Here is an 11,732-nt window from a genome sequence, read left to right on the forward strand (position 1 = left end):
CCCCCCCCCCCCCCCCCCCCCCCGCCCCCCCCCCCCCCCCCCCCCCCCCCCCCCCCCCCCCCCCCCCCCCCCCCCCCCCCCCCCCCCCCCCCCCCCCCCCCCCCCCCCCCCCCCCCCCCCCCCCCCCGCCGGGGTCAGCGCACGCCGGCGGTGGCGACGTCGTAACCACCGTAGGGCTGCATGACCAGGCCGTTGCGCAGCCGCTGCCCGGCCAGCAACTGCACGCGGTTCTCCGCCAGCGGCACGTACGTGTAGGTCTCGCCGACCGCGCGCACCACCTGCCGCCACGCGTCGGCCGCGACCGCCGGCTCCGCCGCCGCCCGCGCCGCGTCGACCAGCCCGTTGACCTGCGGGTCGTCGAGGCGCGCGTAGTTCGTGTTGCCCACCGGCCGCAGCGACCGCCCGTCGACCAGCGGCACGAGGAAGGACGTCGGCGTGGGGAAGTCCGCGGTCCAGGTGGCCAGCACCATGCCGTAGCCCCCGGCGGTGACCGCGTCCCGGTTGCCGACGTCGGTGGCGTAGTAGGTGGCCGGGTCGAGCGGACGGACCTCCGCCCGGATGCCCACCTCGGCGAGCTGCTCGGCGACCACGCCGGCCATCTCCACGATGGTCGGCACGTCCGGTACCGCGAAGACCGTGCTGAAGCCGTCCGGGTGACCGCAGGAGGCGAGCTTCTCCCGCGCCAGGGACGGATCCGGTTCCGCATCCTGGTCGTCCGGGCCGCCGTCCAGCGCGCGCGGCCACAGCGTCGAGGTGCGCACCACGTTGCCCGCCCCGCCCAGTGCCTTCTGCACGGCGTGCCTGTCGACGACGGCCGCGACCGCGGCCCGGCACTCGACGTTGTCCATCGGCGCCACGGTGGTGGGCAGCGCGAGCAGCCGCAGCGCACCGGTGGTGACGTCGTCGATCCGGCCGCCCTGGCCGAGGTCCTCGAGCCGGGTGGCGGTGGCCTGCTGCACACCCGCGCCCGACAGGTCCAGGTCCGCCGACCCGGCGAGCAGCGCCTGGTCGCGGGCGAGGCTGGACAGCCCGCTGCGCACCACCACGCGGTCCGGGAGCGCGGTGCGCACGTCGTCGGTGGCCGGGTCCCACTGCGGGTTCCGCTCGAGCACCACGCCGGTCTGGGCATCGACGGAGGCCACCGCGTACGGACCCGACGAGATGGGGTCCGTGCCGTAGCTGCCGGCCGTGTCGTTCTCCACCGGCACCGGGCTGCTGGAGGGCAGGGCCAGCACGAACGGGAAGTCCGGCGCGGGGGTGCTGAGGGTGAAGACGATCGTCCGGTCGTCCGGCGTGGTGACCGACGGCAGCCCCAGCCGCTCGGGGGTCTCGTCCTGGTAGGGCCCCGCGTAGGGGTTGGACCGGTCGTCGAGCAGGTCGACGACGTAGGTCGGTCCACCGACCACGACGTCGGAGGCGAAGGACCGCTCGATGCCGTACTCGACGTCACGCGCGGTGATCGGCCGGCCGGTCTCGAACCGCACGCCCTCCCGCAGGGTGAACGTCCAGGTGTGGCCGCCGTCCGGGGTGGTGCCGAGATCGGTCGCGAGGTCGGGCACCAGCTCGTCGGTGCTGCCGGGCTCGGTGGAGTAGGTGACCAGGGTGCGGGTGTAGAGCCGCATCAGGTTCCACACACCGGGCACGTAGGACCGCTGCGGGTCCAGGCTGTCGATCTCCCCGGCCACCACGCGCAGCGTGCCGCCGGGCTCGTCCGAGGGGCTCCGCACCCCGGCGACGCCGCTGTTCGCCTCACCGGTCTGGGTGGGCACCGCGGCCACGCCGGTGTTGCCCGTGCCGCAGCCGCTGAGGACCGCGAGGACGAGCAGGGCCGCCAGCACGACGGCCGGCCGCGCCGCGCCCTCGCGGGTGCGACGACGGACCGGCCGTCGATCATTGCTGTGCATCACCGTGGTGCTGCTCCGCCCGGGTCGGTGCCGGCGGCGGTCAGCTCCCGTCGGCGGCGTGTCGGCAGATCGATGCGAACTCGTCAGCGTCCAGGCTGGCACCGCCGACGAGCGCTCCGTCGACGTCCGGCCCGGCGAGGATGCCGGCCGTGTTGCCGGCCTTCACCGATCCGCCGTAGAGGATACGGACGGCAGCGCCCGTCTCCGCGCCGAATCGCTCGGCGAGCCGCGCCCGCAACGCCGCACACACCTCCTGCGCGTCATCCGGGGTGGCGACCTCGCCGGTGCCGATGGCCCACACCGGCTCGTAGGCGATCACGATGCCCGGCCCCTCGGCGCCGACGACCTGCTCGGCGGAGAGACCGGCCAGGGCCGCGTCGAGCTGGGCGGTGCAGTGCGCCACGTGGGTGCCGGCCCGGCGGACGTCGAGGCCCTCCCCCACGCACAGGATCGGCGCCAGCCCGTGCCGCAGCGCGGCCTGGACCTTGGCCGCGGCCACCGCGTCGTCCTCCCCGTGCAGCGTGCGCCGCTCGGAGTGGCCGACCAGCACGTACCGGCAGGCCAGCGCGGCGAGCATCGCCCCGCTCACCTCACCGGTGTAGGCCCCCGAGTCGTGCGCCGAGAGGTCCTGCGCGCCGTAGCCGATCTCCAGCTTGTCGCCGGCCACCAGCGTCTGGACGCTGCGCAGCGCGGTGAAGGGCGGGACCACCACCACCTCGGCCGCCTCGAGCTGCTTCTCCTTCAGCGAGAAGGCCAGCTTCTGCACCAGGCCGATGGCCTCCAGGTGCGTCAGGTGCATCTTCCAGTTGCCGGCGATGAGCGGGCGGCGCCCCTCCCGGGGCGCCGGCGTGCTCTTCGTGCGTGCCATCCCGCGGCCTCAGTCCGCCAGCACCGCGAGGCCGGGAAGCTCCCGGCCCTCGAGGTACTCCAGCGACGCGCCGCCGCCGGTGCTGATGTGCCCGTAGGCCGCCTCGTCGAGACCCAGCTGACGGACCGAGGCGGCGGAGTCGCCGCCACCGACGACGGAGAGCCCGTCGATCGCGCCGACCGCCTGGGCCACGCCCCGGGTGCCGCCCTGGAAGGGCGCGAGCTCGAAGACGCCCATCGGCCCGTTCCAGAACACGGTGTGCGCGCCGGCCAGGGCCTCGGCGAAGAGCTGCACGCTCTCCGGGCCGATGTCCAGGCTCATCTGGTCGGCCGGGATCCCGGTGGCCGGCACCACGGTGGTCGGCGCCTCGGCGTTGAACTCCGGGGTGCAGACGACGTCGACCGGCAGCACGATGCGGTCGCCCGCCTCGGCCAGCAGCCGCCGGCAGCTGTCGACCTGGTCGGCCTCCAGCAGCGACGTGCCGACCTCGTGCCCCTGGGCGGCGAGGAACGTGTAGGTCATCCCCCCGCCGATGAGCAGCCGGTCGACCTTCGGCAGCAGCGCCTCGATCACGCCCAGCTTGTCGCTGACCTTCGAGCCGCCGAGGACGACCACGTAGGGCCGCTCGGGGTTCTCGGTGAGCCGGGTGAGCACCTCGAGCTCGCGGGCGACGAGCCGCCCGGCCGCGTGCGGCAGCCGCTCGGCGACGTCGAACACCGAGGCGTGCTTGCGGTGCACCGCGCCGAACGCGTCGTCGACGTACAGCTCGGCCAGCCCGGCCAGCCGGTCGGCGAGCTCGCCGCGGACGGCGTCGTCCTTGCTGGTCTCGGCCGCCTCGAAGCGGACGTTCTCCAGCATGAGGACGTCGCCGTCGGCGAGCGCCTCGGCCTTGGCCGTGGCGTCCGGGCCGGCCACGTCGGCCGCCAGCGGCACCGGGGTGCCGAGCAGCTCGCCGAGCCGCGCGGCCACCGGGGCGAGGGAGTACTGCGGATCCGGCGCACCCTTGGGGCGGCCCAGGTGCGCCGCGACGACGACCCGGGCACCGGCCTCGCGGAGCGCGGTGATCGTCGGCAGGCTGGCCCGGATCCGGCCGTCGTCGGTGATGGCGCGGGTGTTCTTGTCCAACGGGACGTTCAGGTCGGCGCGCAGCAGCACGCGCCGACCCGACACCCCGCCGGCGATGAGTTCGTCGACGGAACGCATCGTCAGGAGAGCTTGCTGCCGACCAGGACGACGGAGTCGACCAGCCGGTTGGAGTAGCCCCACTCGTTGTCGTACCAGCCGACGACCTTGACCTGGTTGCCGAAGACCTTGGTCAGCCCCGAGTCGTAGATGCACGACGCCGGGTCGGTGACGATGTCGGAGGAGACGATCGGCGCGTCGGTGTAGACCAGGTACGGCGCCAGCGGGCCGGCGGCGGCCGCCTTGTAGGCCTCGTCGACCTCCTCGACGGTGACCTCGCGGGACAGCGTGACGGTTAGGTCGGTCGCCGAGCCGGTCGGCACCGGCACGCGCAGCGCGTAGCCGTCGAGCTTGCCCTTGAGCTCCGGGAGCACCAGGCCGATGGCCTTGGCCGCGCCGGTGGAGGTCGGGACGATGTTCAGCGCCGCGGCGCGGGCACGACGGAGGTCCTTGTGCGGCCCGTCCTGCAGGTTCTGGTCGGCGGTGTAGGCGTGGATCGTGGTCATCAGGCCACGCTCGATGCCGAAGGCGTCGTTGAGCACCTTGGCCAGCGGGGCCAGGCAGTTCGTCGTGCAGGACGCGTTGCTGATGATCGTCTGCGAGCCGTCGTACTGCTCGTGGTTGACGCCCATCACGATGGTCAGGTCGTCGCCGGTGGCCGGCGCCGAGATGACGACCTTCTTGGCCCCACCGGCGTCGACGTGCTTGCGCGCGTCGTCGGCCTTGGTGAAGAAGCCGGTGGACTCGACGACCACGTCGACGCCCAGCTCGCCCCAGGGCAGGTTCGCCGGGTCGCGCTCGGCCAGCACCTTGATGGTCTTCTCGCCGACCTTGATGCCCCCGTCGACGACCGTGACGTCCTCGGCGAGCTTGCCCAGGATGCTGTCGTACTTCAGCAGGTGGGCCAGCGCCTCGTTCGTGGTCAGGTCGTTGACCGCGACGATCTCGATGTCCTGACCGCTGGCGGCAGCTGCCCGATAGAAGTTGCGACCGATTCGGCCGAACCCGTTGATCCCGACCCGTACCGTCACTGCGGACCTCCCAGACCGTGTTGCCCAGCCGGACCGGTCGGCCCAGCGGCACCGTCGGCCGCGCGTGCGCGCGGCCACATTCCGCGCACACCCTATCGGCCTGCCACGGCGCGCCCGACGCCCCGGTGGGACCGGGCGGTGCACCCCGCAACACGTCAGCGACGTCTTCCCGACCAGGTCAGGAAGACGTCGCTGACGTCTCACAGCGTTCTGGAACGGCCCCCCTGCAGGGCCCCGCTGCGAGCTCGGGGGCAGGGGGGTCCTTCAACTACTGGGCCAGCATGTCGTCGGTGACGACGGATTCCGTGTCCGGGATGCCGAGGTCCTTGGCGCGCTTGTCGGCCATCGCCAGCAGACGCCGTATGCGCCCGGCAACGGCGTCCTTGGTCATCGGCGGGTCGGCGCGCTGGCCGAGCTCCTCCAGCGAGGCCTGACCGAACTCCAGGCGCAGCCGTCCGGCGACCAGCAGGTGCTCGGGCGCATCGTCGCCGAGGATCTCCAGCGCCCGCTCGACCCGGGCGCTGGCGGCGACCGCGGCGCGGGCGGAACGGCGCAGGTTTGCGTCGTCGAAGTTGGCCAGCCGGTTGGCGGTGGCCCGGACCTCGCGGCGCATCCGCCGCTCCTCCCAGGCCAGCACCGCGTCGTGGGCGCCCATCCGGGTGAGCAGCGCCCCGATGGCGTCGCCGTCGCGGACCACCACCCGGTCGGTGCCGCGGACCTCGCGGGCCTTGGCCGCGATGCCGAGCCGGCGGGCCGCGCCGACCAGCGCCATGGCGGCCTCCGGACCCGGGCAGGTGACCTCCAGCGAGGAGGACCGCCCCGGCTCGGTCAGCGAGCCGTGCGCCAGGAAGGCACCGCGCCAGGCGGCCTCGGCGTCACCGATGCCACCGGAGACGACCGAGGGCGGCAGCCCCCGGACCGGCCGGCCCCGCTGGTCGACCAGGCCGGTCTGCCGCGCCAGGCCCTCACCGTGCTTGGCGATCCGCACGAGGTAGCGCACGCCGCGGCGGATGTTGCCGCCGGCGAGCACGCTCACCCCGCTCGTGTAGCCGTAGACCTCGCTGATGTCGCGCCGCAGGCGGCGGGCGACCGAGCCGGTGTCCAGCTCCGCCTCGATCACCACCCGGCCGCCCACGATGTGCAGGCCGCCGGAGAAGCGCAGCAGCGCGGTCACCTCGGCCTTGCGCTCGGACGTCCTGGTGCACTCCACGCGGGAGAGCTCGTCCTTCACCATCGCCGTCATCGCCACGTCGTCCACCCCCGTGCCCGCACGGAGCGACCGGTCCTCGAGCATCCCGTCATCGCCATCAGCGGTGTTCCCTCTCCCCCAGGTCTGCTGGTCGGCCACCGGTGCCCCGGCGCCCGACTCCCCGCTGACCGCTCACCGGGCGCCGACCACGGAGGCCAGTGCCGCGGCGAGCCGCGCGGGGTCGTGCTGTGGTGTTCCGTCGGACGCGGCCACCGGTGCCAGCACCAGTTCTGCACCGCATCCCTGCACAGCAGACAGCAGACCACGCCGGTCAACAACTGCAGCCGCATCTGCGATCACCGTGTGCAACGACACGCCTCCCAAATGTGCCTGGAGCACGGCGAGGTGCTCCTGCGGTGAGAACCCGTCCGTCTCACCCGGTTGCGGCTCCAGGTTCAGCACGACGACCACCCGCGCGGGGCTGGCCGCCAGCGCCGCCCGCAACCGGGGCACGAGCAGGTGCGGCAGCACGGAGGTGTACCAGGAACCGGGTCCCAGGCACACCACGTCGGCGTGCGCGATCGCCGCCAGCGTCTCCTCGGGCACCGGCGGGTCGGCCGGTGAGACCCGGATGTCCTGCACCCGCCCCGGGGTGGAGGCGATGGCGACCTGGCCGCGGATGCGGCGGGTCTCCTGCGGGTCGTCGGGGTCGGTACTCGCCACGGTGGCCACCAGGTCCAGCGGGACCGCGGCCATCGGGAGCACCCGGCCCTGCACGCCCAGCAACTGCTCCAGCACGCCCAGGGCGCGCACGGTGTCACCGCCGTGCATCTCGGTGAGCCCGGTGAGCATGAGGTTGCCCACCGGGTGGCCGGCGAGCACCCCGTTGCCGCCGAGGCGGTGCTGCAGCAGCTCGGCCACCTGCTGGCCGCGCCCGTCGTGCCCGGCGAGCGCCGCGAGCGCCATCCGCAGGTCGCCGGGGGGCAGCACCGGCATCTCCCGGCGGATCCGGCCCGAGGAGCCCCCGTCGTCGGCGACGGTGACCACCGCGGTGAGGTCGGCGGTCAGCCGCCGCCAGGCGGCCAGCGACGCGGCGAGACCGTGCCCGCCGCCGAGCGCGACGACGCGGAGCGGCGCTCCGCCGGGTGCGACCACTACTCGCGCCCCAGGTCGCGGTGCCGGGCGCTGGCGGTCACACCGAGGGCGGTGAGCCGGCGGGCGAACTCCTCGGCGATCGCGACGCTGCGGTGCTTGCCACCGGTGCAGCCGACCGCGAGGGTCAGGTAGCGCTTGCCCTCGCGCCGGTACCCGGGCAGCAGCAGGTCCAGCACCCGCATGTAGCCGTCGATGAACTCCCCCGCGTGGTCCTGGGCGAGCACGTAGTCGCGCACCTGGGGGTCCTGCCCCGTCCGGGGCCGCAGCTCGGGCACCCAGTGCGGGTTGGGCAGGAACCGGGCGTCGACGACGAGGTCGGCGTCCAGCGGCAGGCCGTACTTGAAGCCGAAGCTGAGCACGGTGGCCACCACCTCCGGCGGGGCGCCGCCCTCGACGAACGAGGCCTCCAGGGTGTCGCGCAGCTGGTGCACGTTCAGGTCGCTCGTGTCGACCCAGAGGTCGGCCTCGCCGGCGATGCCGGTGAGCAGCTCGCGCTCGGCCTCGATGCCGTCGATGAGCCGGCCGCTGCCCTGCAGCGGGTGCTCGCGGCGCACCGACTCGTAGCGCCGGATCAGCACCTCGTCGCGGGCGTGCACGTAGACGACCCGGGGGCGGTGGCCGGCGTCGGCCAGCAGCCGGATCGCCTCCTGCAGGTCGCTGGAGAACGCCCGGCTGCGCACGTCGACGACGGCCGCGAACCGGCGCAGGTCACCGCGGGCACCGAGCTCCACCATCGGCTTGAGCAGGGCCGGCGGCAGGTTGTCGACGACGAAAAAGCCCAGGTCCTCCAGCACCCGCCCGGCGCTGTTCTTCCCCGCCCCGGACAGCCCGGTGACCACGACGACGTCCAGCGGTGCGACCTCGGTGCTGGCCCCGTCGGCCGAGGGCGGGACGTCGCTCTGCGGGCCCGCGGGGGCGCTCCGGTCGGCGGTGCTCATGCCTCCGTCCCGGTCTCGACCCCTGCTCCGGCGGCCGGCCGCACCCGGCCCACCTCCGCCGTCCCGCCGGCATCCGCGCCGGCGACCGGCTCCGGCGCCGGCCCCGACTCCACCTCCGGCTCGGGGTCCGCCGCCGCGGCGGCGCCCGCCGCCGTCGGCTCGGTGACCGCGGCGAGGACCGCCTCGGCGGTGCGCCGGCCGATGCCGGGCACCGCCGTCAGCTCCTCGACGGTGGCGGCCCGCAGCCGCTTGAGGGACCCGAACTGCTTCATCAGTGCCTTTCGCCGGGTGTCGCCCAGCCCCGGCACGTCGTCGAGGAGGGAGACCAGCATCGTCGTGGATCGTCGCTGCCGGTGGTAGGTGATCGCGAACCGGTGGGCCTCGTCGCGCACCCGTTGGAGCAGGTAGAGCGCCTCGGAGGTGCGCGGGAGGATGACCGGGTCGGGGTCGTCGGGCAGCCAGACCTCCTCCATCCGCTTGGCCAGTCCGCACACCGCGACGTCGACGATGCCCAGCTCGGCCAGGGACCGGCTGGCCGCGGCCACCTGCGGGGCGCCACCGTCGACGACCAGCAGGTTCGGCGGGTAGGCGAACCGCCGGGGACGGCCCTCCTCCGCGGCGACGCCCTGCTCGTCCCGGCGGTCGGCCTCGTCCTTCAGGTGCCTGGCGAACCGCCGCCGCACGACCTCGGCCATCGCTGCGGTGTCGTCGGTGCCCTGCGCCACGGAGAAGCGCCGGTAGTCGGCCTTCTTCGCCAACCCGTCCTCGAACACGACCATGCTGGCCACCACGTTGGTGCCCTGGACGTGCGAGATGTCGATGCACTCGATCCGCAGCGGGGCGTCGGGGAGGTCGAGCGCCTCCTGGATCTCCGAGAGCGCCAGGGAACGCGCGGTGAGGTCGCTGGCCCGCTTGACCCGGTGCCGGGCGAAGGACTCCTTGGCGTTGCGCTCGACGGTCTCCATCAGGCTGCGCTTGTCACCGCGCTGGGGCACCCGCAGGGAGACCCGGGAGCCGCGCAGCTCGCTGAGCAGCTCGGCGTAGACCTCGGCGTCGTCGGGCAGCTCGGGGACCAGGACCTCCCGGGGCACCGCCTCGCCGACCTCGCCGACGCCGGTCTGCTCGTCGACGCCGCCGTAGACCTGGAGCAGGAACTGCTCGACGAGCTGCCCGGTGCTGACGTCCTCGACCTTGTCGACGATCCAGCCGCGCTGGCCGCGGACCCGGCCGCCGCGGACGTGGAAGACCTGGACGGCGGCCTCCAGCTCGTCCTGGGCGAAGGCGACGACGTCGGCGTCGGTGCCGTCACCGAGGACGACGGCCTGCTTCTCCAGCGCCCGCCGCAGCGCCCCCAGGTCGTCGCGCAGCCGGGCGGCCTTCTCGTACTCCATCGCCTCGGCCGCCTCGGCCATCTCCCGCTCGAACCGGCGGGTGATCTGGTCGGTGCGGCCGCCCATGAAGTCGCAGAAGTCGTCGACGATCTCCCGGTGCTCCTCCGGGCTGACCCGACCGACGCACGGCGCGGCGCACTTGCCGATGTAACCCAGCAGGCAGGGCCGGCCGATCTGGCTCGCCCGCTTGAAGACGCCGTTGGAGCAGGTGCGGGCCGGGAAGACCCGGGTCAGCGTGTCGAGCGTCTCGCGGATGGCCCAGGCGTGCGCGTAGGGCCCGAAGTAGCGGACGCCCTTGCGCTTGGGCCCGCGCATCACCTGCAGTCGCGGGTACTCCTCGTTCAGCGTGACGGCGAGGCTGGGGTAGCTCTTGTCGTCGCGGTACCGGACGTTGAACCGCGGGTCGAACTCCTTGATCCAGTTGTACTCGAGCTGGAGCGCCTCGACCTCGGTGCCGACGACGGTCCACTCCACGCTGGCGGCGGTGGTGACCATCTGCCGGGTGCGCGGGTGCAGGCCCCAGACGTCGGCGAAGTAGCTGTTCAGCCGCTGTCGGAGGCTCTTGGCCTTGCCGACGTAGATGACCCGGCCGGCCGGGTCGCGGAACTTGTAGACGCCCGGGTCCTCCGGGATGGAGCCGACCGCCGGTCGGTACGTGGACGGGTCGGGCATGCCCCCAGGTTATGTCGGCGCCCCGACAGCCTCGTGGGCCGGACCGGTGGCCGCGGCCACGCCCCAGCGGTGAGGATGGGGAGGCCCGGAGCCGACGGGCGGCGGTTCGTGACCCGCCCGGAGGAGACCACCCGGTGATCCCCACCCTGATGACCCCTGACAGCACCCTGGCGCTGCTCCGCGAGGGCTACGCGTTCGTCTCACGGCGCTGCGACCGGCTGGGCACCGATGCCTTCCGCACCCGGTTGCTGCTGCAGCCGGCGGTGTGCCTGCGGGGCGCGGAGGCGGCCCGGCTCTTCTACAGCGGTGGGCGGTTCGACCGCGCCGGGGCGTTCCCGGCGTCGATCCTGCACCTGCTGCAGGACGAGGGCAGCGTGCAGTCACTGGAAGGAGACGCGCACCGGCACCGCAAGGACATGTTCCTCCGGGTGCTGCAGGGCACGGGCACGGAGGCGGTCACCGAGCGGTTCGCCGAGGAGTGGCGGCGCGCGGTGCCGCGCTGGCAGCGGGCCGGCCGGGTGGTGCTGCACCCGGCGGTGAACGAGGTCCTCACCCGGACGGCGACCGGCTGGGCCGGGATCCCGATGAGCGGGCGCGACGTCCGGCTGCGCACCCGGGAGCTGGCGGCGATGGTCGACCAGGCCGGGGCGATCGGCCCGCGCAACTGGTGGGCGCGCACCCTGCGGAACCGCAGCGAGCTGTGGGCCCGGGGGCTGGTCGCACGGGTGCGGTCCGGGTCGCTGCAGCCACCCGAGGGCAGCGCGCTGGCGGTGATCGCGGGGCACCGGGACCCCGCCGGTGAGCTGCTGCCGCTGCCCGTCGCGGGGGTCGAGCTGCTCAACGTCCTGCGGCCGATCGTGGCGGTGAGCCGGTACGTGGTGTTCTCGGCGCTCTCGCTGCTGCACCACCCGGGGTGGCGGGAGCGGTTCGCCGCCGGCGAGGAGGACGACCTGCTCGGCTTCGTCGACGAGGTGCGCCGGTTCCACCCGTTCTTCCCGGTGATCGCCGGCCGGGTCCACCGGCCGTTCGACTGGTCCGGCGAGCACTTCCCGGTGGGGCTCCGGGTGCTGCTGGACCTGTACGGCACGAACCACGACGAACGGCTGTGGCCGGCCCCGGAGAGCTTCCGGCCCGAGCGGTTCCGTGGCTGGGCGGGCGACCCGTACACCCTGGTCCCGCAGGGCGGCGGGGACCACCGGGACGACCACCGCTGCCCGGGTGAACCGATGACCCGGCTGCTGATGGCCGAGGCGGTGCGGCTGCTGACCCGGTCGATGACCTACCGGGTCGGGGTCCAGGACCTGAGCGTCAGCCTCTCCCAGCTGCCGGCACTGCCGCGGGACGGGTTCGTGGTGCACGACGTGCGCCCCGCCGGCTGAGCCGCGGCGTCCGGCCGCCCCCT

General features: G+C 74.1%; 9 protein-coding genes. 1 reads left to right on the top strand and 8 read right to left on the bottom strand.

Annotated features, from left to right (window positions below):
* Positions 1 to 134: 134 nt before the first annotated feature.
* The 8 genes from ACI79U_RS15000 to uvrC form a co-directional block, all read right to left on the bottom strand.
* Complete coding sequence (locus ACI79U_RS15000) at positions 135 to 1,904, bottom strand: ABC transporter substrate-binding protein (RefSeq protein ID WP_457069968.1); 1,770 nt, start codon at positions 1,902 to 1,904, stop codon at positions 135 to 137.
* Between the two features lie 40 nt (positions 1,905 to 1,944).
* Positions 1,945 to 2,772, bottom strand: a complete 828-nt coding sequence (gene tpiA, locus ACI79U_RS15005) for a triose-phosphate isomerase (protein WP_457069970.1) — start codon at positions 2,770 to 2,772, stop codon at positions 1,945 to 1,947.
* Positions 2,773 to 2,781: 9 nt separating this feature from the next.
* A complete protein-coding gene (locus tag ACI79U_RS15010) occupies positions 2,782 to 3,975 on the bottom strand; it encodes a phosphoglycerate kinase (RefSeq protein WP_457069972.1) in 1,194 nt (397 codons plus the stop codon).
* Between the two features lie 2 nt (positions 3,976 to 3,977).
* Positions 3,978 to 4,985: a type I glyceraldehyde-3-phosphate dehydrogenase gene (gap, locus tag ACI79U_RS15015; protein ID WP_457069974.1), complete on the bottom strand. Its 1,008-nt coding sequence runs from the start codon at positions 4,983 to 4,985 to the stop codon at positions 3,978 to 3,980.
* Between the two features lie 268 nt (positions 4,986 to 5,253).
* Entirely contained in the window at positions 5,254 to 6,279 is a 1,026-nt protein-coding gene (gene whiA, locus ACI79U_RS15020; protein ID WP_457069976.1) for a DNA-binding protein WhiA, read from the bottom strand.
* 87 nt (positions 6,280 to 6,366) lie between these two features.
* Positions 6,367 to 7,329 (bottom strand): gluconeogenesis factor YvcK family protein, encoded by a 963-nt coding sequence (locus ACI79U_RS15025; RefSeq protein WP_457069978.1) that lies wholly within the window; start codon positions 7,327 to 7,329, stop codon positions 6,367 to 6,369.
* Positions 7,329 to 8,267: an RNase adapter RapZ gene (gene rapZ, locus ACI79U_RS15030; RefSeq protein ID WP_457069980.1), complete on the bottom strand. Its 939-nt coding sequence runs from the start codon at positions 8,265 to 8,267 to the stop codon at positions 7,329 to 7,331. The genes ACI79U_RS15025 and rapZ overlap by 1 nt, the downstream gene beginning before the upstream one ends.
* The gene (uvrC, locus tag ACI79U_RS15035) at positions 8,264 to 10,330 is read right to left on the bottom strand and encodes an excinuclease ABC subunit UvrC (protein WP_457069982.1); all 2,067 of its coding nucleotides are present in this window, start codon (positions 10,328 to 10,330) and stop codon (positions 8,264 to 8,266) included. The genes rapZ and uvrC overlap by 4 nt, the downstream gene beginning before the upstream one ends.
* Before the next feature lie 134 nt (positions 10,331 to 10,464).
* Between uvrC and ACI79U_RS15040 the strand changes: the two genes are divergently transcribed.
* Complete coding sequence (locus tag ACI79U_RS15040) at positions 10,465 to 11,709, top strand: cytochrome P450 (protein WP_457069984.1); 1,245 nt, start codon at positions 10,465 to 10,467, stop codon at positions 11,707 to 11,709.
* Positions 11,710 to 11,732 lie beyond the last annotated feature (23 nt).

This window comes from Modestobacter sp. SYSU DS0904, from assembly GCF_054051115.1.

What these genes read in the sequence shown, in the direction of transcription:
- ACI79U_RS15000 (WP_457069968.1), bottom strand. Translation starts at nt 1,904, where the DNA reads ATGCACAGCAATGATCGACGGCCGGTCCGTCGTCGCACCCGCGAGGGC.
- tpiA (WP_457069970.1), bottom strand. Translation starts at nt 2,772, where the DNA reads ATGGCACGCACGAAGAGCACGCCGGCGCCCCGGGAGGGGCGCCGCCCG.
- ACI79U_RS15010 (WP_457069972.1), bottom strand. Translation starts at nt 3,975, where the DNA reads ATGCGTTCCGTCGACGAACTCATCGCCGGCGGGGTGTCGGGTCGGCGC.
- whiA (WP_457069976.1), bottom strand. Translation starts at nt 6,279, where the DNA reads ATGCTCGAGGACCGGTCGCTCCGTGCGGGCACGGGGGTGGACGACGTG.
- rapZ (WP_457069980.1), bottom strand. Translation starts at nt 8,267, where the DNA reads ATGAGCACCGCCGACCGGAGCGCCCCCGCGGGCCCGCAGAGCGACGTC.
- uvrC (WP_457069982.1), bottom strand. Translation starts at nt 10,330, where the DNA reads ATGCCCGACCCGTCCACGTACCGACCGGCGGTCGGCTCCATCCCGGAG.